Source organism: Bradyrhizobium sp. HKCCYLRH2060 (assembly GCF_051168135.1).
Taxonomy (GTDB): Bacteria; Pseudomonadota; Alphaproteobacteria; order Rhizobiales; family Xanthobacteraceae; genus Bradyrhizobium.
Genome location: NZ_JBNPUK010000009.1, coordinates 271,821 through 296,366, shown reverse-complemented (window position 1 = coordinate 296,366; position 24,546 = coordinate 271,821). Strand labels below are relative to the sequence as shown.

Below are 24,546 nucleotides of genomic sequence, written 5' to 3'. Positions count from 1 at the left end.
CTCTACGACTACATCGCCAAGTTCGACCGGCCCGGCCTGATCGCGGCGCTGAAGGAACAGATCGAGGAACGGGCCCGCGCCGAAGCCAACCGGCGGGCCGCGTGACAGCAAGCGGACAGGAGTAGCGTGCGATGAGCAGCAAGATCGAAACCACCGAGGGCGCCGCCGTCGAATACGTCACCGCGATGATCGGCGGCCAGCTGTTCGGCCTGCCGATCTCCCGGGTCCAGGACGTGTTCATGCCGGAGCGGGTGACGCGGGTGCCGCTGTCATCGGCGGAGATCGCAGGCGTCCTGAACCTGCGCGGCCGCATCGTGACCGTCGTCGACATGCGGGCGCGGCTCGGCCTCGCGCGCGCCGAGGACGGCAAGCCGCCGATGGCGGTCGGCGTCGATCTGCGCGGCGAGTCCTATGGTCTCCTGATCGACCAGATCGGCGAGGTGCTGCGGCTGCCCGAGGAGGGCCGGGAGGAGAACCCCGTCAACCTCGACCCGCGCATGGCGAAGCTTGCCGGCGGCGTGCACCGCCTCGACGGCCAGCTGATGGTCATTCTCGACGTCGATCGCGTGCTCGAGCTCGCCGCCGACAAGATGGCGGCCTGAACACTGCAACGTGAGGGCAGCGGCGCATCAGGCGTCGTTGCATTGGACCCTGATCTCGTGAGGCTGAAATGAGAACTTGTCTGGTAGTTGACGATTCCAGCGTCATTCGAAAGGTGGCGCGCCGCATTCTGGAAGGTCTGGATTTCCAGATCGTGGAAGCGGAGGACGGCGAGCAGGCGCTGGAGATCTGCAAGCGGGGCCTCCCGGATGCGGTGCTGCTCGACTGGAACATGCCCGTCATGGACGGCTACGAGTTCCTCGGCAACCTCCGGCGCATGCCGGGCGGCGACGCGCCGAAGGTGGTGTTCTGCACGACCGAGAACGATGTCGCGCACATCGCGCGCGCGCTGCACGCCGGGGCCAACGAGTACATCATGAAGCCCTTCGACAAGGACATCGTGACCGCGAAGTTTCAGGAAGTCGGGCTGATCTGATCTCCGTCGCGTGCGTCGGTCCCGTGGTCATCCGGGCTTGCCGTCACCCCGTGCCTCTGTCCTGTTGGTGAACTATGAGCGTCGCGTTGGCCAGTTCTTCGATCCCAAGTTCGACCAGGCAGGAACCTCTCCGGGTGATGGTCGTGGACGATTCCGTGGTCATCCGCGGCATGATCTCGCGTTGGATCGCGTCTGAGCCCGACATGGTCGTGGCGGCGTCGCTGCGCACCGGCCTCGAAGCCGTGAACCAGATCGATCGCGTCAATCCCGACGTCGCCGTGCTCGACATCGAAATGCCCGAGCTCGACGGCATCGCCGCCCTGCCGAAGCTGCTTGCCAAGAAGAAGAACCTCGCCGTCATCATGGCGTCGACGCTGACCCGCCGCAACGCGGAGATCAGCTTCAAGGCGCTGTCGCTCGGCGCGGCCGACTACATCCCGAAGCCCGAGAGCACGCGCGAGGCCTCGGCGGCCGACAATTTCCACTACGATCTGATTCAGAAGATCCGCAATCTCGGCGCCAAGGCGCGCCGCGCCGCTCCCGCTCCGCATGCGCCGGCCGCCTCGCCGATCGTCCCGCAAGTCCAGGGGCTCCGGCCTGCGCCCACGGCGCGGCCGATGGTCGCCCCCGTGGCGCCCGCCGTGCCGACCCAGCTGGCGCGCCGCTCATTCAGCTCGCAGATGCCGAAGGTGCTGCTGATCGGATCGTCGACCGGCGGCCCGCAGGCGCTGATGTCGCTGGTGACCGAGCTCGGCCCCGTGATCGATCGCTTTCCGGTGCTGATCACCCAGCACATGCCGCCGACCTTCACCACCATCCTCGCCGAACATCTGGCGCGCTCGAGCCGCCGGCCGGCCCACGAGGCCGTCGACGGTGAAGTGGTGAAGCCGGGTCAGATCTACCTTGCCCCCGGCGGCCGCCACATGCGTGTGGCGCGCCATGGCGCCGACGTGGTGATCGCGCTCGACAACGGTCCTCCGGTCAATTTCTGCAAGCCCGCCGTCGATCCCTTGTTCATGTCGGCGATCGAGGTCTGGCAGGGCTCGACCCTGGCCGTGATCCTCACCGGCATGGGATCCGACGGCATGCGCGGCGGCAAGGACATCGTCGCCGCCGGCGGCAGCGTGATCGCGCAGGACGAGGCGACCAGCGTGGTCTGGGGCATGCCGGGCGCAGCCGCCAATGCCGGCATCTGCGCGGCCGTCCTTCCCTTGAATCAGATTGGACCGAAGCTGGTTCGTCTGTTTGCTGGAGACCGTTCGTGACACCCCTGGACTATGAGTTCTTGCGTAAGGTCCTGAAGGATCGCTCCGGCCTCGATCTGTCGGCCGACAAGCAGTACCTGGTCGAAAGCCGGCTGCTGCCGCTGGCCCGCCGCTCCAACCTGCCGGGCATCACGGAGCTGGTGCAGAAGATCAAGAGCGGCGCGGAGCAGCTCACGACGCAGGTGGTCGAGGCGATGACCACCAACGAGACGTTCTTCTTTCGCGACAAGATTCCGTTCGATCATCTCCGCGAGGGCATCCTGCCGGCGCTGATCCAGTCGCGCGCCAATCGTCGTTCCCTGCGCATCTGGTCGGCCGCCTGCTCGACCGGACAGGAGCCGTATTCAATCGCGATGTGCCTGCGGGAGCATGGCGCGGCGCTGGCCGGCTGGCGCATCGAGATCGTCGCCACCGACCTGTCGCAGGAGGTGCTGGAGAAATCGAAGGCCGGCCTCTACAGCCAGTTCGAGGTGCAGCGTGGATTGCCGATCCAGCTGCTGGTGAAATATTTCACGCAGCTCGGCGAGCTCTGGCAGCTCAGCGCCGACATTCGCGGCATGGTCCAGCACCGCCAGCTCAATCTGCTGCAGGACTTCTCGCATCTCGGCAAGTTCGACATCATCTTCTGCCGCAACGTGCTGATCTATTTCGACCAGGATACCAAGGCCTCGATCTTCGAGCGGATGGCCAAGTTGATGGAGCCGGACGGCACGCTGTTGCTGGGAGCCGCCGAATCGGTCGTCGGCATCACCGACGCGTTCAGGCCCAACCAGGAGCGCCGCGGTCTGTACCAGATCAATCCGGTGCGCAGCCCGCGCGGTGGCGCGGCGCTGCTGCCCGGCCTCAAGGTGGTTGCGGCGCGCTGAGGCCGGCCAGTACCGTCTATGACCGGGGTGCTTCGACCGGTCGGGCGGCCGGCCGTTCCGTCCCGCGTGCGTCCGTCCCGCGCGGGCGGCCAGCCGTTTCTGCGCCCGCAGGCCGCCTTTCGGAGCAAATCTCGCCAGCCCCATGGAACTTTTAGGTTCCCGACGCGTTTACTCGCCTTGGTGCGGGCTCATGCGTGTTGAATTGATGGCGGGGGATTGGATGAAAACGAGTGTGCGTCCTCGAATCGTGACGCGGGATCTCCCTGTCATCGCCAAATCGCCGACCGGGATCGACGGCCTCGACGAGGTCACCTTCGGTGGCCTGCCGCAAGGGCGGCCGACGCTGCTGTGCGGCGCGGCCGGCTGCGGCAAGACGTTGTTCGCGATGACGTTTCTCTATAATGGCGCAGTCGCCTATGACGAGCCGGGCGTGTTCATCGCGTTCGAGGAGCAGCCCGAGGACCTGATCAAGAACGTCGGCTCGCTCAGCTACGACATCGACAGGCTGATCGAGCAGAAGAAGATCGTGGTCGACCACATTCATCTCGATCGCAACGAGATCGAAGAGGCCGGCGACTACGATCTCGACGGCCTGTTCATCCGCATCGGCTTCGCGATCGATTCGATCGGCGCCAAGCGCGTCGTGATCGATACGATCGAGACCCTGTTCGGCGGCCTCGACAACCAGGCGGTGCTGCGCTCCGAGTTGCGCCGGCTGTTCGAATGGCTGAAGAGCAAGGGCGTCACCGCCATCATCACCGGCGAGCGCGGTGACGGTACGCTGACGCGCTACGGCCTCGAGGAATACGTCGCCGACTGCGTCATCCTGCTCGACAACCGCGTGCACGATCAGCTCTCGACCCGCCGGCTGCGCGTCGTGAAGTATCGCGGCACGGCGCATGGCACCAACGAATATCCCTTCATCATCGACCAGGAAGGCATCACGGTGATGCCGATCACCTCGTCGGGCCTCGCGCATGATGCGTGGACGGAGCGGGTCTCCACCGGCATTGCCGATCTCGACGAGATGCTCGAAGGCCAGGGCTACTACAAGGGGTCGAGCATCCTGATCTCGGGCATGGCCGGCTCGGGCAAGTCGACGGTGTCGGCACACTTTGCCAATTCGATCTGCAAGAGCGGGCAACGCTGCATCTATTTCGCGCTGGAGGAATCCCCGCAGCAGATCATCCGCAACATGAGGTCGGTCGGGCTCGACCTGCAGCAATGGGTCGATCGCGGCCTGCTGCGGTTCTCGGCGCGGCGCCCCAATCTGTACGGACTGGAAACGCACCTCGCCGCGATGCATCGCGAGGTCAAGGAGTTCGATCCCGCCGCTGTCGTGGTCGATCCCATCTCGGCGCTCATGGGCGCCGGCGTTGCCGGCGACGTGCATTCGATGACGCTGCGCCTGATCGACTTCCTGAAGGCGCGCGGCGTCACGGCGCTGTTCACCAATCTCGGCGCCGGCGGCGCCGAGACGGCGACCACGGAGATGCAGATCTCATCGCTCACCGACACCTGGCTGCTGCTCTACAATCGCGAGAGCAACGGTGAGCACAATCGCCAGCTCTACCTGTTGAAGTCGCGCGGCATGGCGCATTCCAACCAGGTCCGCGAATTCCTGATGGGTGCCGACGGCATCTCGCTGCGCGAGGTCTATGTCGGCCCGGAGGGCGTGCTCACGGGATCGGCCAGGGTGGCGCAGGAGGCGAGAGATCGCGTCGAGCGCCTTCTGCGCGCGCAGGAGACGGAACGCCGCACGCGCGAGATCGAACGTCGCCGCCGCGACCTCGCGGCGCAGATCGAAACGCTCAAGGCTCAACTGGCCAACGAGGAAAGCGAGATGGAGCTCATCAATCTGGAAGGTGCGGCTCGCGACGATCAGCGTGAAGCCGCTCGCCGGGCGCAGGTCGAGAGCCGCTCGTCCCGGCGCGGTCCGCGCTCCCCCGCCAACCCGCTGACATCCAGCAAATGATGGCCGCTCCGATGGAACAGGATGGCTACAATCTCCGGCTCTATGTCGCCGGCCAGACCCCGAAATCGCTGGCGGCGCTCGCCAATCTCAAGAAGCTGTGCGAGACGCATCTGCCGGGCCGCTATACCATCGAGGTGATCGACCTGATGAAGGATCCGGCCCTCGCGCAACGTGACCAGATCGTCGCGATCCCGACCTTGATCCGTCAACTGCCCGAGCCCCTCAAGCGAATCATCGGCGATCTCTCCAATGCGGAGAAGGTGCTGGTTGGTCTGGACATCGCACCGAGCTGAACGGAGGACGCGTGGCATCAACAGACGCGATGCAGGCGGGACGGCCGCGTAACGAGGCGGAAGAGACGGTCGAGGCCATTCATCGCGGCAACGTCGATGCCGTGGTGGTGCAGGGCCCGACCGGACCCCAGGTCATCATGCTGCAGGGCGCGGACGCGCCCTATCATGTGCTGGTCGAGCGCATGAGCGACGGCGCGCTGACGCTCGATGCCGACGGCGGCATCGTCTATGTCAATTCCAGGCTCTGCGCGCTGACCGGCCTCGACGCCCAGGAGCTGGTAGGACGCAGCTTCGCCTCGCTGTTCGCTGGAACAGTGCCCGCGCAGCGCGCCGACGATGCCATGACCGACGCGCAGCTGCGCCGCGCCGATGGCGGTCAGCTGCCGGTGTCGGTCTGGATGCGGCAGATGGCGATGGGCGGCGTCGTCGCCACGCTCGTGACCTTGACGGACATGTCGATTCAGCGGCGCGCCGAGGAGGTCGCCAATGCCGAGCGCTTCGCGCGCTCGATCCTGGAGCAGGCGACCGATGCGGTCGTGGTGCTGGCGCTCGACGGCCGGATCACCCATGCGAGCTGGGTCGCCGAGCAGCTCGCGGAACGACCGCCGGTCGGGCAGTTGTTTTCGGAGGCGTTCCCGCTCGACGGGCAGAGCGCCAGCCAGGAAAGTACGTTGACGCGGTTCTCGCGCGAGAGCCTCGATCAGGCGCTGGCGACCAAGCCCTTCCATGGCGTCGAGGTGGCCTTGCGCAATCCGCAGGCGTCGGGGCGGTCATTCCTGCTGTCGGGCGGACCCCTGGTGAACGATCTCAAGGAGACGGTCGGCTCGATCGTCACCCTGACCGACATCACCGAGCGCAAGCGCGCGGAAGAGCAGCAGACGGTGCTGGTCGCCGAGCTCAATCACCGGGTGAAGAACATCCTGGCGATCGTGCAGTCGGTGGCGGGGCAGACCTTGCGGACCTCGCCGTCGCTGCCGGCCTTCAACAAGGCGTTCTCCGGGCGCATCCAGGCGGTCTCGATCGCGCATGACATCCTGACGCAGACCCGCTGGATCGGCATCGGGCTGAACGAACTGCTCACGACCGTGCTGGCGCCCTATGGCATCGGCGAAGGGCGGATCGCCATCGATGGCCCGCCGGTTCTGCTGGAGGCACGGCTCGTGCTGCCGCTCTCGATGGTGCTGCACGAGCTTGCGACCAACGCCTCCAAATATGGCGCGTTGTCCGCCCCCCACGGCCAGGTCACGATCTCCTGGCGCCTGCGCGACGATCGCCGCCGGCTCGAGCTGGTCTGGCTGGAGCGCGGCGGACCGCTGATCGAAGGCGGCGGCACGCGCGGCTTCGGCACCACGCTGATCGACCGCGTCGTCCGCTTCGATCTCGATGGCGAAGCCCTGCTGGACTTCGAGGCCGCCGGAATTCGCTGCTCGCTGACCTTTGCGCTGACCGCGGAGACGACTCCCGAACATCTGCCGGCATCGGCCGTGCAGCCGGACTGATCGGATGCCGCCTCAGCGCGCGATCGGAATCAAGCCTGCCGCCTTGCGACGCCATACATCGTGATCCCTTTCCGTCGCCTCGCGCGCGGCGCGCGCAGCCTTGCGCAGCCAGCCTGAACCGCGCGCCCCGAGGTCCGCCGCGATCTCGGCGGCGGCGCGGCGGTCGGCGGCATGGATGGAGGCGAGGTCGGTGCCCATGCCGCGCAGAAGCTCCAGCTTGAGATCGGCGCCGGCTTGCCTGCCGAGATCGATCTTGCGCGAGTCCGCAGACAGTCGTCGGACCACGTAGTCGCCGTCGTTGGTTCTGTGAACGTGCAGGAATGGATCGGGCGCGCGATAGGTCCCGGTCGACAGCGCGACGAATCTGTGCGGCGGCGCCGGCTTTGGCTGCAACCTGCCCTTCGTCCTGTTCTCCGTGCTGTTCTTGGCCCAGGTCCAGGCCGAAGGGACCAGCGCCTTGGCCTCGCGGACGATGCGGCCGCCGCGCCATGTCGCGGCGACGACGTAGCGCGGACGTCCACGGCTGCCGCCGCCGGCGAAGCGGCGGAAGAACCCGGCGGTCTCGACCTGCTCCGGAAGGCTGGCGGTGAGCAGCTTCCGCACCGCGGATGGTATCGCATCGGCGGCCGCGAGGCCGTCGATCTCCTTCCAGAACGCGCGGCGGCAATCATCCGAGCATTTGACGTAGCGCCTGATCCAGATCTCGTGCTCGTCGAGCAGCGCCGGCCGCGGATTCTCGAGGCCGTCGCGATAGCCTTGGAGGATCGCGTCAGCCGCGTCGCGGCTGTCGATGGCCATGTCGGGCGCGAGCTCGATGCTGGTCGTGAGCCGGACCAGGTCGAAGGCGTAGGGCATCCTCGCGGCCTCGTCGAAATCGTTGACGCCCCACACCCAGCGCCCGTCGGCGTCCCGCCACGTGCCGAAATTCTCCAGATGGATGTCGCCGACGCACAGCGCGACCGGCGCCTCGGCCAGCTCCGGGCAGATCCCCTCGATGCGCCGCGCCCAGCGATAGTAGGTGGCGCGCAGCAGGGCGAAGGGAGACTTTCGCATCCGCCGGTGCTTGGTGCGAAGGTCGTCCTCGATCACCTTGCATTGGCTGCGAAGCCAGGCCTCGTAGGCCGCGGTATCTTCGATGATGGACACGCGATGCCTCCCGATGCACGGGGCGTGAGCGAAGCGTTATGAGTTGCGTTGACGGCGAACGAACGTGGCCTCGCACATCGCGCGCAGCGCGCGCTCGTCGAACGGCTTGGCGAGCCGGGCCAGGCCGCGGAACTCCGGCGGAAACAGCGTCGCGTCGTCATAGCCGGAGGTGATGACGATCCTGAGCTCTCGCGCGATCAGCTGCGGCAGCACGGCGAAGATCTGCTCGCCGCGCAGGTTGACGTCGAGCAGCGCGCCGTCCAGGCCGCCGCGCTCGGCCTCGCGCAGCACGTCGCCGACGCGCGAGACGGGACCGACCACCTCGCAGCCGAACCCCTGCAACACCGTTTCCAGCTCGAGCGCGATCAGGCCCTCGTCCTCGGCGACCAGGATGCGCAAGCCTTCGAGTTCGGTCTTGTCCGTCGCCATGCCTCGTCCCGGCCATGCGCGCCCAATCGCGCAGGGAATTCGCCCTCGGTCCTATCTAATGCTCTCGACCGGCGTGTCGAGGCGTTTTCGCCGGCCGTCGTTAATATCCTACAGGATGGCGTGCGGCAAAAAGCGCGAGCGGTTGCCGGTGATCGGGCTCGTGTCCTCGCGGATCGACAGGCCGCAGGGCTGATGGTCGACGAGCCAGCTGCCGATCACCGGGAACAAACCGCCGAAATCCGGCAGCGGCGCCTGCGCCTGGCGGATGAAGCCTTCGGCGCCGTAGGGCCCGTCCTGCGCGGAGACCGCGACGCCGTCGGACACCAGGCTGACATTGGCGCCCTCGCGCGAGTAGATCGGCTTGCGCACGAAGCTCGAGCCGAGGCTGGCGGCCTTCGGATCGTCCTCGAAATAGGCGGGCAGCAGGTTCGGATGGCCTTCGTGCATCTGCCACAGCAGCGGCAGGATGCCCTTGTTGGACAGGATGGCCTTCCATGGCGGCTCGATCCATTGCGTCGGCGCCTGCGCGAGCTTGGCGCCGAACGCATCGCGAAACATCCATTCCCAGGGATACAGCTTGAAGGCGAGCGCGATGTCGCCGTCCTCGAGATCGACGAAGCCGCCGCCGGTCTCGCGCCAGCCGATGTCGGCGACGTCAAGGATGGTTGTCGTCAGGCCTCCTTGGGCTGCCGTGTCGGCCAGATAGGCCAGGGTCGTGGCGTCCTCGGCGTTGGCGGTCAGCCCGGCCAGATGCACGCGGCGCCGCTTGCCGAGGGCGCACCAGCGCTCGATCAGGCGCTCATGGATCGAGTTGTACTGGTCCGCGCGCCCCGGCAGGATACGGCGCTCGATCGCCTGCTCGAGCCAGGTCCATTGGAAGACCGCGGCCTCGAAGATCGAGGTCGGCGTGTCCGCGTTGTATTCGAGCAGCTTCGCCGGCGTCCGGCCGCCCTGATAGCTGAGGTCGAACCGCCCGTAGAGGCTGCCGTCCCTCCGGCGCCAGCTCTCCGCCAGCAGGGGCCAGACCGCTTGCGGGATCTTCAGCCGGCGCAGCAGCGCCTCGTCGCCGACGACGCGCGCGACCAGCGCGAGGCACATCTGCTCGAGCTCTGCCGTCGGCTCCTCGATGCCGAGCTCGATCTCGGCGATCGTGAATGCGTAGTAGGCGCGCTCGTCCCAATAGCGCTCGCCGTCGAGCTCGCAGAAGTCGAATCCGCACCGCGCCGCCGTCTCGCGCCAGTCGTCACGCTCGGGACAGGAGATGCGCTGCATCGGCGTCAGCCCCGGGCAGCGGCAGGCATGCCGTGCCCATTGCAACAGGGCGCAGCACGGCCGCGGCCGTCATCGATGATGCGGCCATGATCACGCCCGCGCGGTCCCGGCGCCGTCCCGCGTCGGTGACCACGCGATCGCTTGCCAGCAAGATGATGCAAGGCGGCGGCGGTCACCGCGGCCCTGATCGTCGCCCGCACCACCCGGTGCGGACGTTGCATCGGATCATTTCCGATGAGTCGGTAGGCCAGTTTTTTATGATTTTGAGTCTGTGTCAAAGATCCGAATCCAAGATAGCAGCATGAACGCGGTGTTTTCACGGCGCCGGCGCGACGAAAATCAGCCGCCGCCTCCGAAGCCGTGCCCGAACGAGCCGAAGCCGCCGCGCGAGACATGGGTGGAGGAGGCCTCGGCGACATGGCCCGAGCCGCTGCTTCTGGAATCACCGTCGCTGCTGGAGAATCCCCAGCGGCCGGAGCCGCTGCCGCCGCTACCGCCGCCGCTCGAGCGGCGTGTCGTGCATTCGCCGGTCTGCGGCTGGCCGGCCATCGTCGGCGTCTCGGCGCCTGGCTGCGGGCAGCTCTGCTGCCGCGGCATCAGCGCATAGGCCGTGCTGCCGACGGCGAGCGTGCCCATCAAGAGCAGCGCAACATGGCCGGAGCGCTTCACCGGCGGCGTCGCGGGCGGGGGCGGCATCGGCCGGCGCTTGCCGAATTCGCGGCGTTTCTCGGCCATGGTCAGATGATCATCGAGGCGGCGTTCAGCGCGCCGGCGGAAAGCGATGCGAGACCGAGCCAGATCGCCGACGCCAACTCGCCGGCGACGATGCGCTGGGCGAGATCCGGCACCGGAATGCGGACGAGGTAGTAGACGATCACCTGGACGATCAGCGCGACCAGCGCCCAGATCAGGCAGTCCAGCACGTTGGCGGAATGGGCGATGGCGCTGACCAGCGGCAGGGTGAAGCCGAGCAGGCTGAGGCCGAGCGCGATCGCGGCCGAGGGGTGATTGTCCCGGATCAGCTGGAATTCATTGTAGGGCGTGACGCGGGTGTAGACGAACAGGTAGGCCGTCACCGCGACCAGCGCGGTACAGAAGTACACCAGAAAGGCCGGCAGGCCGGCGAGCGATTGCAGGATCATGATCGGGCCAGGCGTGAGGAGCTCTCATCTGTCGCGATGCCAGCATGCCCGGTTCGACGTGAACAAAGTCTATCCGCCCTTCGCCAGGTCCTGCCTGGCCTGGTCCAGCATCTGCAGCACCGAATCGCCGGTCTTGCGGGTGTGCTCGGAGAGCGCCTGCGCGAAGCCGGCGCCGTCTCGGGCCCGCAGCAACGCCATGAAGGCCTCGTGCTCCCGGATCGACTCGTCCCAGCGCCGCGCGTCGTAGTTGGCCACGGCGCGGGCGCGGAAGACGCTCGCGTGCAGCGTGCTCCACATGTTGAGCAGCACGGCGTTGCCGGCGAGCCTGGTGATCTCGGCATGGATCTGCTGGTTGAGCCGGAAATAGGCGGCGCGCTCGGCGGCACGATGCAGCGCCACCAGCTCGGCATGTAGGGCGTCGAGCCTGGCAAGGTCGTCCGCCGTCGCACGCGCGGCCGCGGCGCGGCCCGCGGCGGCATCGAGCGACACCATCACGTCGAAGATCTCGGCAATCTCGTTTGCGTCGATCGGCGTCACCACGGGCGTGCGATGCGGCCGCAGCTCGATGAGGCCTTCGGCGGCGAGGATCTTGAAGGCCTCGCGCAGCGGCGTGCGCGACACGCCGAAGGTCTCGCACAGCATGCGCTCGGGCAAGGCAGCGCCGGCGGCGAGCTCGCCGTCCACGATCATCTCGCGCACCCTGGCGACGACCTGATCGTGCAGCGACAGCCGCTCGAGCGGCCGCTTGGAGTGGTCGGACGACAGCTTCAGCCGGGCCGGCTTGAAGCGCGTCTTCAGTCTGGGCCGGGGTGCAGGTGGGGTCATGTGGGCGCGGCTGCTCCGCTGCGAGATGCCTGAAATTCGGGCGATGCGCCCGCGGATCAGGCAGATTCTTCAAGATTACAGTGTCACTACATACTGATTTTATTGTATAAAATCAACATTGCATATCGCATCCAGTTGGCACGTCGCTTGCTGATGAGAGCCCAAGCCATGAGAGACAAGCCCGTGGATCGACCTGCCCTGGAGATGGATGTGAAACGTTTCGTGCTGCTCATTCTTGCCCTGTTGGCGCTGCCCTCGCTCAGCTTCGCCGACGACGCCCCCAAGATCAAACTCGGCTACGCCAAATGCGCGCATTGCACGCCGATGTCGCTGACGCCGCAATTCGCGGAGGGCGTCGCGATCGATGCCGTCAGCTTCAACACCGGCACGGACGCGCTGACCGCCCTGGTGTCGAAGAATATCGACGTCGCGCAGGTGACCTATCTGCACTACGCCATCGCGCTCGACAAAGGCTTCGACGTCGTCGCCATCTCCGGCCAGGTCAATGGCGGCTCGGCGATGCTGCTCGCCAACGACATCGAGATTCCGCAGGGCGACTGGAGCGCCTTGAAGGCGCTGATCGCCAAGTACAAGGCCGACGGCAAGCCGTTCCGCGTCGCCGCCTCGCGCGGCAATGCGCAGGACATCCACATGCGCGGCGCCTTCGCCAAGCAGGGCATCGACATCAACAAGGACGTGCAGTTCGTCAACATTCCCAATCCGTCCGATCATCTGCAGGCGCTGCGCCGCGGCGAGGTCGAGCTGATCTGCACGGTCGAGCCGTTCGCCACCCAGATCATGCAGGCCAAGGCGGCGAAGTTCTTCGGCTTCCCCTATGATCAGGCCGCCGGCAAGCTGACTAATTTGATCCTGACCCGCTCCGACGTCATCGCCTCCAATCCGAAGGCGCTCGAAGGCGTGGTGCGCGCGGTGGTCAAGGTCGACGCGCACATCGCCGCCGACAAGCCGGCGCTGATCGAGGTGATCTCCAAGGTCACCGGCCTCGACAAGGCGATCGCCACCGGCGCGGTCGAAAACCTCGATCCCGATCCGAAGATGTACCGCGCCTCGGCGCTCGCGATCGCATCGATGATGCGCGACCTGAAATACATCAACTCGGACGTCACGGCCGCCGTCGAGAAGAATCTCGACTACCGCTTCCTGGAAGCGGCCACCGGCAAGCCGAAGACCGAGCTCGGCTACTGAGATGACGGCGCTCGCCCAGCTCAGGAAGCTCGACCGCGCCATCGTTCCCGTGCTGGTGCTCGCCGGCTGGGAGGCGTTCTCGCGCTCGGGGGCGCTGCCGGCAGCCTTGCTGCCGGCGCCGTCGACGGTGGTGTGGGCGTGGGCGGACTGGCTGGTCGGCACCGACGGCAACACCCAGACCTACAGCGCGCACTGGCTGGCCGACATGCTGGCCAGCCTGTCGCGCGTCGCCGCCGGCTTCGCCATCGCCACGGTGCTCGGCGTCGCGCTCGGCGTCGCCATCGGCTGGTCGCGCAAGACCGAGCTCATCATCGAGCCGACCTTGCAGATGCTCCGGCCGATCCCGCCGGTGTCTTGGATCCCGCTCGCCATCATCTGGTTCGGCATTGCCAACAAGCCGGCGATCTTCCTGGTGTTCCTCGGCGCGTTCTTTCCGATCCTGCTCAACACCATCCACGGCGTGAAGACCTGCGACCGCAACCTCATCCGCGCCGGCGCCATGGTCGGCGGCAGCGAGCGCAAGCTGCTGCGCTACATCGTGGTCCCAGCGGCCATGCCGAGCATCTTTGCAGGTCTGCGCATTGGCATCGGCTCGGCCTGGATGCTGACGGTCACGGCCGAGATGGTCGCGGTGAAGAGCGGACTCGGCTACGTGCTGTGGGACAGCTATTACTTCCTGCGCTACGATCTGGTGCTGGCGGCGATGGCGAGCATCGGCCTGCTCGGCTTCTGCAGCGATCTCGCCATCCGCACCGTGATGGCGCGCGTGCTGCATTGGCAGCGCAACACCACGCTTCGCGGCGGAGAGTAACGATGGCCACGATCGAGATCTCCGGCGTCTCCAAGATCTTCACCGACAGGAAGCGCAACGCCGACGTCACCGCGCTGAGCGAGATCGACCTCTCCATCGCCCGCAACGAATTCGTCTGCCTGCTCGGGCCCTCGGGCTGCGGCAAGTCCACGCTGCTCAACATGATCGCCGGCTTCGAGCAGCCGAGCGCCGGCAGCGTCACGGTCGACGGACGGCCGGTCACCGCGCCCGGCGCCGACCGTGGCGTGGTGTTCCAGCACGCCAATCTGATGCCGTGGCTGCCGGTGTGGGAGAACGTCGCCTTCCATCTGCTGCTCGGCGGCGGCCAGAAGGCTGAGCGCCGCGCCCGCGCGCAGGTCTATATCGACATGGTCGGGCTCACCGGCTTCGAGAACCACTATCCGTCCGAGCTGTCGGGCGGCATGAACCAGCGTGTCGGCATCGCACGGGCGCTGCTGATGAACCCGCAGGTCATCCTGATGGACGAGCCGTTCGGTGCGCTCGACGAGCAGACCCGCATGGACATGCAGACCGAGCTGGTGCGGATCTGGCAGCAGCACCAGGGCACGATCGTGTTCGTCACCCATGGCATCGACGAGGCGCTGACCTTGGGCACCCATGTGGCGGTGATGAGCGCCCGCCCCGGGCGCATCGTCGAGATCATCCCGATCGATCTGCCGCGGCCGCGGGATATCACCAGCCCGCAATTCAACGCGCTCAAGCGGCATATTCTCGCGTTGCTGCGTGGGGAGCGGGAGAGGGCGCTGGCATGATTGGCGCCTGTCTCCATGGTGCGGAGATTCTGAACCTACTCTCACAGTGGCGCCGAACCGCCGCATCACCGATGACGCGTGCTGTCGCGGCACGGGCGGTGCACCCTCTCCCCTTGTGGGAGAGGGTGGTTTCTCACGAAGTGAGAAACCGGGTGAGGGGTCTCTCTCCGCGGTCTCATCTGTCGAGGCAGACCCCTCACCCGAGCGAGGCCGCTGCACGTTCGTGCATGCCCTCTCCCACAAGGGGAGAGGGCATAGTCACCGGCGGATCGCCCGCTTCTGCTGTTCAAGTATTTCCCGATGGGCCGGAGTTGGCTATGGCAAAGGGATTCACTCACCCATGACCAAACGCACGCTTCTCGGCATGCTGACGCCGTCGTCGAACACCGCGCTGGAGCCGATCACCTCGGCGATGGTCGCGAGCCTGCCCAACGTCTCGGCGCATTTCTCCCGCTTCAAGGTCACCGAGATTGCGCTGTCGACCGACGCGCTGGCGCAGTTCGACATCAGCAACATCCTGCGTGCCGCCGAGCTGCTCGCCCATGCCAAGGTCGACGTCATCGGCTGGAACGGCACCTCCTCGGGCTGGCTCGGCTTCGAGACCGACGTCCGCCTGTGCGAGCAGATCACGGCCGCGACCGGCATTCCCGCGACCACCTCGATGCTGGCGCTGAACGAGATCCTGGCGTCATCGAACGCCACGTCGCTCGGCCTCGTCACCCCCTATCGCGACGACGTGCAGGCGCGCATCATCGCCAATTATGCAAAGCTCGGCATTGCCTGCCGCGGCGACCGGCATCTCAATTTGCAGGACAATTTCTCCTTCGCCGAGGTGACGCCCGCGGAGATCGAGACCATGATCCGCGAGGTGGCGCGCGAGAAGCCGGATGCCATCGCGGTGGTCTGCACCAACATGCGGGCCGCGCCGCTGGCGGCGCGGCTCGAGCTGGAGACCGGCATTCCGATCCTCGACACCATCGCCACCGTGGTATGGAAGTCGCTGAAATTGGCGGGTACGGATCCCCGCGGCGTTAGCGGGTGGGGATCGCTGTTTCAGAGATTCGCCTGAGATTGGGAGAGCGCGTCACATGGCTGCATTCGACACCGTCATCCGCAACGGCACCGTCGCCACCGCGAGCGACACGTATCAGGCGGATGTCGCCATCAAACAGGGCCGCATCGCCGCGATCGGCGAAGCCATCACCGATGCCGATGAGATCGTCGATGCATCGGGCCTGCTGGTGCTGCCCGGCGGCATCGACAGCCACGTCCATATCAGCCAGCCGTCCGGCCCGGGCATCGTCATGGCCGACGATTTCGAGAGCGCGACGCGCGCCGCGGCGTTCGGCGGCAACACCTTCGTGATGCCCTATTGCCTGCAGGAGAAGGGCCAGCCGCTACGCGCGGCGCTGAAGGACTATCACGCGCTGGCCGACCAGACCTGCTATGTCGACCACTCCTTCCACCTGATCATCGCCGATCCCTCGGAGTCCGTGCTCGGCCAGGAGCTGCCGGCGCTGGTCGCCGACGGCTATTCGTCGCTGAAGATCTTCATGACCTATGAGGGTCTCGCACTGAACGACTACGAGATCCTCGGCGTGCTGCAGGTCGCGCGCGAGCAGGGCGCCCTGGTGCAGATCCACGCCGAGAACTACGACGCCATCCGCTTCCTCACCGACCGGCTGGAGCGCGCCGGCAAGGTCGCGCCATACTATCACGGCAAGTCGCGGCCAATTCCGGTCGAGCGCGAGGCCACCCATCGCGCGATCTCGCTGGCCGAGCTGATCGACGTTCCCATCGTCATCGTCCACGTCTCCAACCGCGAGGCGATGGAGGAGATCCGTCGCGCGCAGGCGCGCGGCCTGAAGATCCACGGCGAGACCTGCCCGCAATATCTGGTGCTGACCGAGGAGGACATGCAGGGCCTCAACATGGAAGGCGCCAAATATGTCTGCTCGCCGCCGCCGCGCGACAAGGCGAGCCAGGAGGCCTGCTGGGAGGGCCTGCAAAGGGGCGTGTTCTCGCTGTTCTCGTCGGATCACTGCCCGTTCCGCTACGACGACGAGGCCGGCAAGCTGACCCCGAAGGGCCGCACCAGCTTCCGCTGGGTGCCGAACGGCATCCCCGGCGTCGAGACCCGGCTGCCGATCCTGTTCTCCGAAGGCGTCAGCAAGGGCCGCATCACCCTCAACCAGTTCGTCGCCTTCACCGCCACCAACCACGCCAAGACCTACGGCCTGAAAGGCAAGGGCTCCATCGCCATTGGCTACGACGCCGACATCGCACTGTGGGACCCGAACAAGACGGCGACCATCAGCCAGGCCGGTTTGCACCACGGCTCCGACTACACGCCGTATGAAGGCATCGAGATCACGGGCTGGCCGGTCGCGACCATGCTGCGCGGCAAGTTCGTCGTCCGCGACGGCGAGTTGGTCGGCGCCAAGGGCGACGGCCGCTACGTCAGCCGCGGCAAGCCCGGCGCCGTGGCCTAACGCACGCTCGATCCTCGCGTCGTCGCGAGCGAAGCGATTTGTGGGCCGTAGCTCGCAGAGCGAAGGCGGAAGCAATCCAGTGTCGCGGGCGTAGCCCTGGATTGCTTCGTCGCTTCGCTCCTCGCAATGACGCGAGGATGGATCGCGCCGAACTCATCGCCGTCTGGCGCCAAACTCTCGCGGCAGCGTCGGTGCGCCCCCCTTGCGGGGAGAGGTCGAGGGTGGGGGTCCACGCATTCCGCTCTCTCGGTGAGAGCACGTGTCGTGCAAGCGCCGTCAGCATTCCACATGAACACCGGGATCCATAGCGCGTCCCACGACCTTCAGCGCTGGCGGACCCCCAACCCCAACCCCCTCCCCGCAGGGGGGAGGGGAGCTGACCTCGCGTGCCGCGTGAGCTCGCAGGTCACGATCCTCGCCCTCCCGCACCGCACTGCCGTGCCCTCGATTTCCCTTTCCTGCCCCGGATGCATCGAACCGTTGTTGCAACCCGGAGACATATCCTTGTCAGACGAGGAGTGCCGCCATGCCCGCGCTTGCATTTTCCAACAACGATATCGCCGTCGTCGCCTGGACCTTCGACCGCCGCCTCGATGGCTGCCTGGGCTTCGCCATTCACCGCATCGACATCGCCGATAACACCGACACGGTGCTGCCGGCGCTGGCGCGGTTTGCCGGGCAGACCGCCGACAGGCTCGCCACCGACCAGGCGCCGGTGCAGAAGTTCTGGTGGAAGGACCTCTATGCCAAACGCGGCGGCACCTACAAATATCGCGTCGTGCCGATGGGCGGCACGCCCGGCCAGACGCTGACGCCGCTCGCCGGCGTCGCGCCGCTGGAGAGCAATGCGGTCACGCTGACGCCGGAGCGGCCGCCGTTCCACGTCTATTTCAACCGCGGCATCACCGCGACCCAGGCGCTCAGCCATGCGCTGAACGACAAGCCGAGCGTGTCGGCGCTGGCGCCGCACATCCTCGATCCCGCCGATCCCATTCGCATCCGTCTGATGGGCCAGCTCCAGGACGGCCTGACCTCGCTGCTCGCGCGCGCCGATGCCGGCGGCGGCACCATCCACGCCGCGCTCTACGAGCTCAACGATCCCAACGGCCTGGAGAAGCAGCTCCACCGGAACCCGGCAAGCCGCACCGTCATTCTCGGCAACGAGCAGGGCAAGGACTCTGACGATGCCGACGCCGAGAACCGCGCCAATCTGAAGGCGGCCGGCGTCGCCGTGATCGACCGCATCCTCGACAAGGGCAGCATCCCGCACAACAAGTTCATGGTGCTCACCGAGAACGGCAAGCCGAGCGCGGTGCTGTCAGGCTCGACCAACTGGACCTCGACCGGCCTGTGCACCCAGACCAACAACGCGCTGGTGGTGGAAAGCCCGGTGCTGGCGCAGCGCTACCTCGGCTATTGGAACGCGCTGAAGGCCGACGTCGCCGCCGCCGCCGGCAACAAGGCGGCACTGCAGTCGCAGACCTTGCGCGACTTCGCCCATGCCAACAATGCCGACGCGATCCAGGCGCCGGTCGACCTCGGCCACGGCGTCACCGTCGAGCCGATGTTCTCGCCCAACACCCACGGCAAGCTCGGCAAGAATCCCGATACGCCCGGTGACATGGGCCGCGTGTTCGAACTGATGAAGGGCGCCAAGCACGCCGTGCTGTTCCTGGCCTTCGATCCCGGCAATAACTCGATCCTCGACGTCGCCGGCCAGTTGCTCAAGGACAAGCCCGATCTGTTCGTGCGGGGCGCGCTGACCAGCCCGGTGCGCGCGACCAACTTCTCCGCCGCGCTGCATTCCGGCGGTCATTCGGAACGTCCGGCGGAGGCGGGCGTGGAGGATACCGCGCCCCAGGTGACGGTGGTCGGCGAGGCCGGCAAGCCGAAGCAGCCGGGCGCCAAGGGCAGCATCGACTTCCGTGCGGTGCCGGCCGGCGCGGTGCAGGACGCGTTCGGCAAATGGGAGCGGGAGCTCGGCAAATACGGCTTCGCCATCATCCACAGCAAGATCGTGGTGATCGATCCGTTCAGCGACGACTGCGTCGTCGTCACCGGCTCGCACAATCTCGGCTTCCGCGCCTCGCACAACAACGACGAGAACATGCTGATCATCCGCGGCCACCGCGGTCTCGCCGAGGCCTATGCCTGCCACGTCCTCGACCTCTACGACCACTACGCCTGGCGCTTCCTGTTGCAGCAGCACCCCGACATCTTCGGCAAGCCGCTGCAGGGCGATGACAGCTGGCAGGACCGGTACATCAAGGGCGCCGAGGAGAAGTCACCGGAGCTGCGGTTCTGGCTGTCGGCGGCGGGTGGGAGTGGGGCTCCGGCCGCGGGGACGGTGCCGGCGAAGAAGCCGGCTGCAAAGACGAACCCTTCGACGACGTCCGACAAGCCAGTCAAGAAGACCACGAAGAAGGCTGCCGCTGCAGCGAAGACCGTGGCAGGCGGCAAAAAGACGACGAAGAAAAAAGCCGCAAAGACGGCGACGAAGAAGGCCGCCGGAAAGAAGGCCAAAGCGAAGGCGAGCAAGAAGGCGGCCAAGAAGAAGACGGCAAAGAGCGCTAAGCGAGCAACGAAGAGCGGGGCGAGGAAGGGGCGCTGATGGCACTCGGCCTGCGCTGCGAGGTGCCGACCATCTCGATCCTTGCGACCGGCTCCTTGGCTTCGATGCTGCCGTCGGCCTTCTCGTAAGCTGTTCCCACTTCGGCGTCGGGTGAAAGGTTGCTTCCGACGCCGATGAGTCTTCTGCACATGGGCCGATGCAGCGAAAACCGGCAGGAAACTTTCGCGGACACGGCTTGCAGTCTGCGCTGACCCCAACGCAAGCCTGTCAGTTCGTGCTCGACCGGACGAATTTCGGCTTCTCAAAAATTCTTCTTTCGCTTTTACAGAATTTGTGTTTTACTCGCTCCATCCCGCCCAACGAGGGGACGCTTCGCGGTCGTCACGGACGTCGGGTGTGGGATGCGATGGGCGCTTGGGGTCGCAGCATGGCTTGGCCGTGCCGACGAACGATCCCTGGCGCACGGTGAAGTCGCGTGGTCCTGGCCTCCCGGTGCTGAGGTCAAGCGCGCGGGCATTGCGGTGAACGCAGCCTGCGGGTGATGGGGGCAAGACAGCCGGTCCCCAGGGAGATCGCGTATAAATCGTAAAGCCATCGCGCGGGGAGGGCCGGGTGTTTCGGCCAGACCTGTGGTGACTGCCGCCTGCTTTCTTTTCTGCAGGCGGGCCACGGGCGCGGCCAGCGCCCGGCCTTCCCTGCGCCCTCAGTTAGGTAGAGGGCGGTGAGAATGGCACATCACTCGGGCGCGGGGCGCTGCGAGACCGCGATGACGTGGGATGATGGATTTTGGAGAGATCGATGGCGGCGATGGTGCGCGTGGGCCAGGCGCCCCTTGCCTGATGAAAGGCGAGGGCGGCCGTGTCTGGTCGTTTGAGGCCTGCAAGCGCGGCGATCGCGGTGCGCTCCCCTCCCCCTTGCGGGGAGGGGTTGGGGGTGGGGGTTTCTTGCTCAGGACGAAGTTTGGGGCATGGGCCGATACGAGCGGCGGGATCAGTGCTTAGTCCGGTGGAGTGGGGTGAGTCTCGTGCAGACCTTTTCCTGGGCCCCCCAACCCCACCCCCTTCCCCCTCCCCGCAAGGGGAGGGGAGCTCACCGTCGGCATCGCAAGAGCGTGCCTCAAACGACACCCCCCACAAACAAAAACCCCGCCATTTGCGGCGGGGCCCAGTCTGGGAGGAGCAGGCCGTGAGGCCTGCCGGAGGACCCAGTGAAAGCTCAGGCGGGGATGCGCTCGTCCATGTCGTGCGGCTCGCGCAGCACGTAGCCGCGGCCCCAGACGGTCTCGATGAAGTTGCGGCCTTCGGAGGCGTTGGCCAGCTTCTTGCGCAGCTTGCAGATGAAGACGTCGATGATCTTCAGCTCGGGCTCGTCCATGCCGCCGTAGAGATGGTTGAGGAACATCTCCTTGGTGAGGGTGGTGCCCTTGCGGAGCGAAAGCAGCTCCAGCATCTGGTATTCCTTGCCGGTCAGGTGCACGCGCTGGCCGCCGACTTCGACCGTCTTGGTGTCGAGGTTGACGACGAGGTCGCCGGTCTGGATGACCGACTGGGCGTGGCCCTTGGAACGGCGGACGATCGCGTGGATGCGGGCGATCAGCTCGTCCTTGTGGAACGGCTTGGTCATGTAGTCGTCGGCGCCGAAGCCGAGACCCTTGACCTTGTCCTCGATGCCGGCGAGGCCGGACAGGATGAGGATCGGCGTCTTGATCTTCGAGACGCGCAGCTGCTTGAGCACGTCGTAACCGGACATGTCGGGCAGATTGAGGTCGAGAAGGATGATGTCGTAGTCGTACAACTTGCCGAGGTCGACGCCTTCCTCGCCCAGGTCAGTCGTGTAGACGTTGAAGCTTTCGGACTTCAACATCAGTTCGATCGACTGCGCGACGGCGCTGTCATCCTCAATCAGCAAAACGCGCATGCCAGTTCCCCATAGTCGCCGCTCCGGGCGTCAGGTCGGCCGCCATCTGCGGCACTCAAAACGCCTTTGAACAACTGATTCGGATCCTGACGAGAGATGGTTAACAAATCCTGATTCCCCTCCGCAAGCTCTATCCGTGCAATTTTTATCGAATCGCCGTAAGGTGTTGCGATGAAGCAGTTTTTCTTAGCCGCTCTCGTTCAAGCTCCATGTTAAGAGATGGACCTAACCGACTCTCGGATCTCACCGCTTTTTGAGGGCGGCAAAGCGAAGCACGTCAGTCACTCCAGACCATGACGTAATGATTAATGATGCGAGTAAACACAGAGTTAAACCGACGACGCGAATCTGCCCCTACTTAAGGTTTTCGCAATGAAGGCTCTGGTGCAATGACCTCTCTCTCGCAATGAAGGCGCTTTGGCAATGAAGGCTCTTCCGCAATGAAGGCTCTTCCGCAATGAAGGCTCTGGCCGAGCAGATCAGCGACATCGACGCCGTGAACACCTATGGGCGTGTCGTCGGCGTGAAGGGACTCATGGTGGAGATCGCCGGGCCGATTCATGCGATGTCGGTCGGCGCGCGCATCGTGATCGAGACCGGCAACAATTACATCCCTGCCGAAGTGATCGGGTTCTCCGGCAAGAACGCCGTGGTGATGCCGTTCGCCGGGCTGGAGGGAGTGCGCCGCGGCTGCCGTGCCGTGATCGCCAATGCCGCCAATCAGGTGCGGCCGTCGCCGGCCTGGCTCGGCCGCGTCATCAATGCGATGGGCGAGCCGATCGACGGCAAGGGGCCGCTGCCGCAGGGCGCCTCGCCGGTTCCCTATCGGAACAATCCGCCACCGGCGCATTCGCGACGGCGTGTCGGTGCGCCGCTCGATCTCGGCGTTCGCGCACTCAACACCTTTCTCACCTGTTGCCGCGGCCAGCGGCTCGGCATCTTCGCCGGCTCCGGCGTCGGCAAATCGGTGCTGCTGTCGATGCTGGCGCGCAACGTCGATGCGGCAGTGTCGGTGATCGGACTGATCGGCGAGCGCGGCCGCGAGGTGCAGGAGTTCCTGCAGGACGATCTCGGCGATGAGGGCCTCGCGCGCTCCGTCGTCGTGGTCGCGACGTCCGACGAGCCGGCGCTGATGCGAAGGCAGGCGGCGTATCTGACGCTCGCGATCTCCGAATATTTTCGCGACGAGGGCAAGGATGTCCTTTGTCTGATGGACTCGGTCACGCGCTTTGCGATGGCGCAGCGCGAGATCGGGCTGTCGGCCGGCGAACCGCCGACCGCGAAGGGCTACACGCCGACCGTGTTCACCGAGCTGCCGAAACTGCTCGAGCGGGCGGGGCCAGGCAGCGGCGAGGGCACCATCACCGGGATCTTCACGGTGCTGGTCGATGGCGACGATCACAACGAGCCGGTGGCGGATGCGGTGCGCGGCATTCTCGACGGCCACGTCGTGATGCAGCGTTCGATCGCCGAACGCGGCCGCTATCCGGCGATCAACGTCCTGAAATCGGTGTCGCGGACGATGCCGAAATCGGCCGACCCCGTATTCTTGCCGACGATCATGCGCGCGCGCCAGGTGATGGCGACCTATGCCGACATGGAGGAGCTGATCCGGCTCGGCGCCTATCGCGCCGGTTCCAGCCCGGAGGTCGACGAGGCGATCCGGCTGCACGAGCCGCTGGAGGCGTTCCTGCGCCAGCGCAAGGACGAGGTCTCGACGCTGCAGAGCGGGTATCGGGAGCTGGAACAGATCCTGGGGCGCTTGGAAACGGAAAGCTAACTTTGTCGGGTAATCATCCCCTCCATGTAACGAGCCTAGTCGGCGAGCCCAGCACGGGCGGCCGGCCCTGTCCCGCGCCGTATACGGGACTTCTGGGGAGTATGAGTCGATGAAGTCGCGCGAAACGCTGATCCGTCTGAAGAAATTTCAGGTGGATGAGAAACGCCGCCGGGTGACGCAGATCGAGGGCATGATCGCTGACTTCCAGCGCATGTCGGCCGAGCTCGAGCGGGAGATCCAGACCGAGCAGGAGCGGGCCGGCATCAACGACCCGACCCATTTTGCCTATCCGACCTACGCCAAGGCCGCGATCCAGCGCCGGGAAAACCTGACGCGCTCGGCCGACGAGCTGCGCACCCAGCTCGAGGACGCCAAGGCCGCGTTGTCCGAGGCGTTCGAGGAGATGAAGAAGGTCGAGCTGCTCGACGAGCGTGACCAGGCCCGCGAGAAGGCCGAGGAGAGCGCCCGCGAGCAGGCGGACATGGATTCGATCGGCCTGATGCGCGCCCGGCTCGGCGTCATCGCCTGAGCCCGTCGCCGTCACGGCTTGAGCTTTCGAAAACCCGGGCCGCGAGGTCCGGGTTTTTCGTCGCGCCCGCCCCGGTGGAGAGTTGCCCAGGACTTGTGCTACGGGAGGACGTAGGCTCGAACGAGGGAGTGGGGCGATTTTCGGGGACGCTGAATGCTGACGCCGGCAGAGCTGGTCTGGTTGCTTGCCGCTGTTGCCAAAGGGGACGAGGCCGCCTTCGAGCGCCTCTACGCGGCCACGCGCGCGAAACTCTATGGCGTCGTGCTCCGTATCTTGCACCGACAGGACCTCGCCGAGGAGGTCGTCCAGGAGACCTATGTGAAGGTCTGGAACAACGCCGCGCAGTTCAACCCGGCCGTGTCTTCCCCGATCACCTGGATGGCCGCCATCGCCCGCAACCGCGCCATCGATCTGGTGCGCAAGCGCGGCGAGCTGTCGTTGGAGGATGAGCCCTCCGCGCTCGAGGTGGCTGCCGAGACGCCGGACCCGCTGGCGCGCCGCGAGATGTCGGAGGAGCTCAAGCGTCTTTTGGAATGCGTCGGCCAGCTCGAGCCCGACCGCCAGAAGCTCGTGCTGCTTGCCTACTACAACGGCTGGAGCCGCGAGCAATTGGCGACCAAGTTCGAGGCGCCGGTGAACACGGTGAAGACCTGGCTGCGGCGGAGCATGATGGACATCCGCCAATGTCTCGGTCTCGGATGAGGTGCTGTTCGAGCCG

General features: G+C 66.1%; 23 protein-coding genes and 1 pseudogene. 17 read left to right on the top strand and 7 right to left on the bottom strand.

The window, feature by feature from the left end; all coding sequences use genetic code 11:
• The 8 genes and pseudogenes from ACQR10_RS19695 to ACQR10_RS19660 form a co-directional block, all read left to right on the top strand.
• Window positions 1-105, top strand: a pseudogene (locus ACQR10_RS19695) (response regulator); the annotation flags it as partial.
• 26 nt (window positions 106-131) lie between these two features.
• Complete coding sequence (locus tag ACQR10_RS19690) at window positions 132-602, top strand: chemotaxis protein CheW (protein ID WP_315714012.1); 471 nt, start codon at window positions 132-134, stop codon at window positions 600-602.
• Between the two features lie 68 nt (window positions 603-670).
• Window positions 671-1,036 (top strand): response regulator, encoded by a 366-nt coding sequence (locus ACQR10_RS19685; protein WP_006613312.1) that lies wholly within the window; start codon window positions 671-673, stop codon window positions 1,034-1,036.
• A gap of 74 nt (window positions 1,037-1,110) precedes the next feature.
• Complete coding sequence (locus ACQR10_RS19680; protein ID WP_316177476.1) at window positions 1,111-2,301, top strand: protein-glutamate methylesterase/protein-glutamine glutaminase; 1,191 nt, start codon at window positions 1,111-1,113, stop codon at window positions 2,299-2,301.
• Window positions 2,298-3,167, top strand: a complete 870-nt coding sequence (locus ACQR10_RS19675) for a CheR family methyltransferase (protein WP_315803217.1) — start codon at window positions 2,298-2,300, stop codon at window positions 3,165-3,167. Before ACQR10_RS19680 ends, ACQR10_RS19675 begins: the two co-directional genes overlap by 4 nt.
• Window positions 3,168-3,387: 220 nt before the next feature.
• Window positions 3,388-5,142, top strand: a complete 1,755-nt coding sequence (kaiC, locus tag ACQR10_RS19670; protein WP_316216654.1) for a circadian clock protein KaiC — start codon at window positions 3,388-3,390, stop codon at window positions 5,140-5,142.
• On the top strand, window positions 5,139-5,435 hold the full coding sequence (locus ACQR10_RS19665) for a circadian clock KaiB family protein (RefSeq protein ID WP_315803219.1): 297 nt from the start codon (window positions 5,139-5,141) through the stop codon (window positions 5,433-5,435). The genes kaiC and ACQR10_RS19665 overlap by 4 nt, the downstream gene beginning before the upstream one ends.
• An 11-nt stretch (window positions 5,436-5,446) precedes the next feature.
• Entirely contained in the window at window positions 5,447-6,934 is a 1,488-nt protein-coding gene (locus ACQR10_RS19660; RefSeq protein ID WP_316216655.1) for an HWE histidine kinase domain-containing protein, read from the top strand.
• A 12-nt stretch (window positions 6,935-6,946) separates the two neighbouring features.
• Here the strand turns inward: ACQR10_RS19660 and ACQR10_RS19655 are convergent, their stop codons facing one another.
• The 6 genes from ACQR10_RS19655 to ACQR10_RS19630 all read right to left on the bottom strand — a co-directional run bounded on the left by ACQR10_RS19655 (window position 6,947) and on the right by ACQR10_RS19630 (window position 11,748).
• Entirely contained in the window at window positions 6,947-8,080 is a 1,134-nt protein-coding gene (locus ACQR10_RS19655) for a DUF2252 family protein (RefSeq protein ID WP_434848674.1), read from the bottom strand.
• 36 nt (window positions 8,081-8,116) lie between these two features.
• On the bottom strand, window positions 8,117-8,509 hold the full coding sequence (locus tag ACQR10_RS19650) for a hypothetical protein (protein ID WP_315803222.1): 393 nt from the start codon (window positions 8,507-8,509) through the stop codon (window positions 8,117-8,119).
• Between the two features lie 108 nt (window positions 8,510-8,617).
• Entirely contained in the window at window positions 8,618-9,781 is a 1,164-nt protein-coding gene (locus tag ACQR10_RS19645; RefSeq protein ID WP_316216657.1) for a glutathionylspermidine synthase family protein, read from the bottom strand.
• A 339-nt stretch (window positions 9,782-10,120) separates the two neighbouring features.
• Window positions 10,121-10,516 carry a hypothetical protein gene (locus ACQR10_RS19640; RefSeq protein ID WP_316216658.1) on the bottom strand — a complete coding sequence of 132 codons (396 nt, stop codon included), beginning with the start codon at window positions 10,514-10,516 and terminating at the stop codon, window positions 10,121-10,123.
• A 2-nt stretch (window positions 10,517-10,518) separates the two neighbouring features.
• Entirely contained in the window at window positions 10,519-10,923 is a 405-nt protein-coding gene (locus ACQR10_RS19635; RefSeq protein ID WP_315757399.1) for a DUF350 domain-containing protein, read from the bottom strand.
• Between the two features lie 69 nt (window positions 10,924-10,992).
• The gene (locus ACQR10_RS19630) at window positions 10,993-11,748 is read right to left on the bottom strand and encodes a GntR family transcriptional regulator (protein WP_316216659.1); all 756 of its coding nucleotides are present in this window, start codon (window positions 11,746-11,748) and stop codon (window positions 10,993-10,995) included.
• Between the two features lie 204 nt (window positions 11,749-11,952).
• Here ACQR10_RS19630 and ACQR10_RS19625 point away from each other — a divergent pair, with 204 nt between their 5' ends.
• The 6 genes from ACQR10_RS19625 to ACQR10_RS19600 all read left to right on the top strand — a co-directional run bounded on the left by ACQR10_RS19625 (window position 11,953) and on the right by ACQR10_RS19600 (window position 19,641).
• Entirely contained in the window at window positions 11,953-12,954 is a 1,002-nt protein-coding gene (locus ACQR10_RS19625) for an ABC transporter substrate-binding protein (protein ID WP_316177666.1), read from the top strand.
• A 1-nt stretch (window position 12,955) separates the two neighbouring features.
• Complete coding sequence (locus ACQR10_RS19620) at window positions 12,956-13,765, top strand: ABC transporter permease (protein ID WP_316177492.1); 810 nt, start codon at window positions 12,956-12,958, stop codon at window positions 13,763-13,765.
• Window positions 13,766-13,767: 2 nt separating this feature from the next.
• Window positions 13,768-14,538 carry an ABC transporter ATP-binding protein gene (locus ACQR10_RS19615; RefSeq protein ID WP_315803227.1) on the top strand — a complete coding sequence of 257 codons (771 nt, stop codon included), beginning with the start codon at window positions 13,768-13,770 and terminating at the stop codon, window positions 14,536-14,538.
• 340 nt (window positions 14,539-14,878) lie between these two features.
• On the top strand, window positions 14,879-15,607 hold the full coding sequence (locus ACQR10_RS19610) for a maleate cis-trans isomerase family protein (protein WP_316177496.1): 729 nt from the start codon (window positions 14,879-14,881) through the stop codon (window positions 15,605-15,607).
• A 19-nt stretch (window positions 15,608-15,626) separates the two neighbouring features.
• A complete protein-coding gene (gene hydA / locus ACQR10_RS19605) occupies window positions 15,627-17,030 on the top strand; it encodes a dihydropyrimidinase (RefSeq protein WP_315803229.1) in 1,404 nt (467 codons plus the stop codon).
• A 526-nt stretch (window positions 17,031-17,556) separates the two neighbouring features.
• The gene (locus ACQR10_RS19600) at window positions 17,557-19,641 is read left to right on the top strand and encodes a phospholipase D-like domain-containing protein (protein WP_434912047.1); all 2,085 of its coding nucleotides are present in this window, start codon (window positions 17,557-17,559) and stop codon (window positions 19,639-19,641) included.
• A 1,176-nt stretch (window positions 19,642-20,817) separates the two neighbouring features.
• Here the strand turns inward: ACQR10_RS19600 and ctrA are convergent.
• The gene (gene ctrA / locus ACQR10_RS19595) at window positions 20,818-21,519 is read right to left on the bottom strand and encodes a response regulator transcription factor CtrA (RefSeq protein ID WP_012046382.1); all 702 of its coding nucleotides are present in this window, start codon (window positions 21,517-21,519) and stop codon (window positions 20,818-20,820) included.
• A 457-nt stretch (window positions 21,520-21,976) separates the two neighbouring features.
• On the opposite strand from ctrA, the gene fliI reads away from it, so the two are divergent.
• From fliI to ACQR10_RS19580, 3 genes are all read left to right on the top strand, one after another.
• Complete coding sequence (fliI, locus tag ACQR10_RS19590) at window positions 21,977-23,299, top strand: flagellar protein export ATPase FliI (protein ID WP_315803231.1); 1,323 nt, start codon at window positions 21,977-21,979, stop codon at window positions 23,297-23,299.
• Window positions 23,300-23,408: 109 nt separating this feature from the next.
• Complete coding sequence (gene fliJ / locus ACQR10_RS19585; protein ID WP_315714036.1) at window positions 23,409-23,828, top strand: flagellar export protein FliJ; 420 nt, start codon at window positions 23,409-23,411, stop codon at window positions 23,826-23,828.
• A 153-nt stretch (window positions 23,829-23,981) separates the two neighbouring features.
• Window positions 23,982-24,530 (top strand): sigma-70 family RNA polymerase sigma factor, encoded by a 549-nt coding sequence (locus ACQR10_RS19580; protein WP_315714037.1) that lies wholly within the window; start codon window positions 23,982-23,984, stop codon window positions 24,528-24,530.
• The last annotated feature ends 16 nt before the right edge of the window (window positions 24,531-24,546 follow it).

Excerpts from the sequence above, each read along its gene's own strand:
- fliJ (WP_315714036.1), top strand. The coding sequence starts at position 23,409 with ATGAAGTCGCGCGAAACGCTGATCCGTCTGAAGAAATTTCAGGTGGAT.
- ACQR10_RS19615 (WP_315803227.1), top strand. The coding sequence starts at position 13,768 with ATGGCCACGATCGAGATCTCCGGCGTCTCCAAGATCTTCACCGACAGG.
- ACQR10_RS19680 (WP_316177476.1), top strand. The coding sequence starts at position 1,111 with ATGAGCGTCGCGTTGGCCAGTTCTTCGATCCCAAGTTCGACCAGGCAG.
- ACQR10_RS19600 (WP_434912047.1), top strand. The coding sequence starts at position 17,557 with ATGCCCGCGCTTGCATTTTCCAACAACGATATCGCCGTCGTCGCCTGG.
- fliI (WP_315803231.1), top strand. The coding sequence starts at position 21,977 with ATGAAGGCTCTGGCCGAGCAGATCAGCGACATCGACGCCGTGAACACC.
- ACQR10_RS19640 (WP_316216658.1), bottom strand. The coding sequence starts at position 10,516 with ATGGCCGAGAAACGCCGCGAATTCGGCAAGCGCCGGCCGATGCCGCCC.
- hydA (WP_315803229.1), top strand. The coding sequence starts at position 15,627 with ATGGCTGCATTCGACACCGTCATCCGCAACGGCACCGTCGCCACCGCG.
- ACQR10_RS19610 (WP_316177496.1), top strand. The coding sequence starts at position 14,879 with ATGACCAAACGCACGCTTCTCGGCATGCTGACGCCGTCGTCGAACACC.
- ctrA (WP_012046382.1), bottom strand. The coding sequence starts at position 21,519 with ATGCGCGTTTTGCTGATTGAGGATGACAGCGCCGTCGCGCAGTCGATC.
- ACQR10_RS19625 (WP_316177666.1), top strand. The coding sequence starts at position 11,953 with ATGGATGTGAAACGTTTCGTGCTGCTCATTCTTGCCCTGTTGGCGCTG.
- ACQR10_RS19630 (WP_316216659.1), bottom strand. The coding sequence starts at position 11,748 with ATGACCCCACCTGCACCCCGGCCCAGACTGAAGACGCGCTTCAAGCCG.
- ACQR10_RS19620 (WP_316177492.1), top strand. The coding sequence starts at position 12,956 with ATGACGGCGCTCGCCCAGCTCAGGAAGCTCGACCGCGCCATCGTTCCC.
- ACQR10_RS19635 (WP_315757399.1), bottom strand. The coding sequence starts at position 10,923 with ATGATCCTGCAATCGCTCGCCGGCCTGCCGGCCTTTCTGGTGTACTTC.
- kaiC (WP_316216654.1), top strand. The coding sequence starts at position 3,388 with ATGAAAACGAGTGTGCGTCCTCGAATCGTGACGCGGGATCTCCCTGTC.
- ACQR10_RS19645 (WP_316216657.1), bottom strand. The coding sequence starts at position 9,781 with ATGCAGCGCATCTCCTGTCCCGAGCGTGACGACTGGCGCGAGACGGCG.
- ACQR10_RS19580 (WP_315714037.1), top strand. The coding sequence starts at position 23,982 with ATGCTGACGCCGGCAGAGCTGGTCTGGTTGCTTGCCGCTGTTGCCAAA.
- ACQR10_RS19690 (WP_315714012.1), top strand. The coding sequence starts at position 132 with ATGAGCAGCAAGATCGAAACCACCGAGGGCGCCGCCGTCGAATACGTC.
- ACQR10_RS19665 (WP_315803219.1), top strand. The coding sequence starts at position 5,139 with ATGATGGCCGCTCCGATGGAACAGGATGGCTACAATCTCCGGCTCTAT.
- ACQR10_RS19685 (WP_006613312.1), top strand. The coding sequence starts at position 671 with ATGAGAACTTGTCTGGTAGTTGACGATTCCAGCGTCATTCGAAAGGTG.
- ACQR10_RS19650 (WP_315803222.1), bottom strand. The coding sequence starts at position 8,509 with ATGGCGACGGACAAGACCGAACTCGAAGGCTTGCGCATCCTGGTCGCC.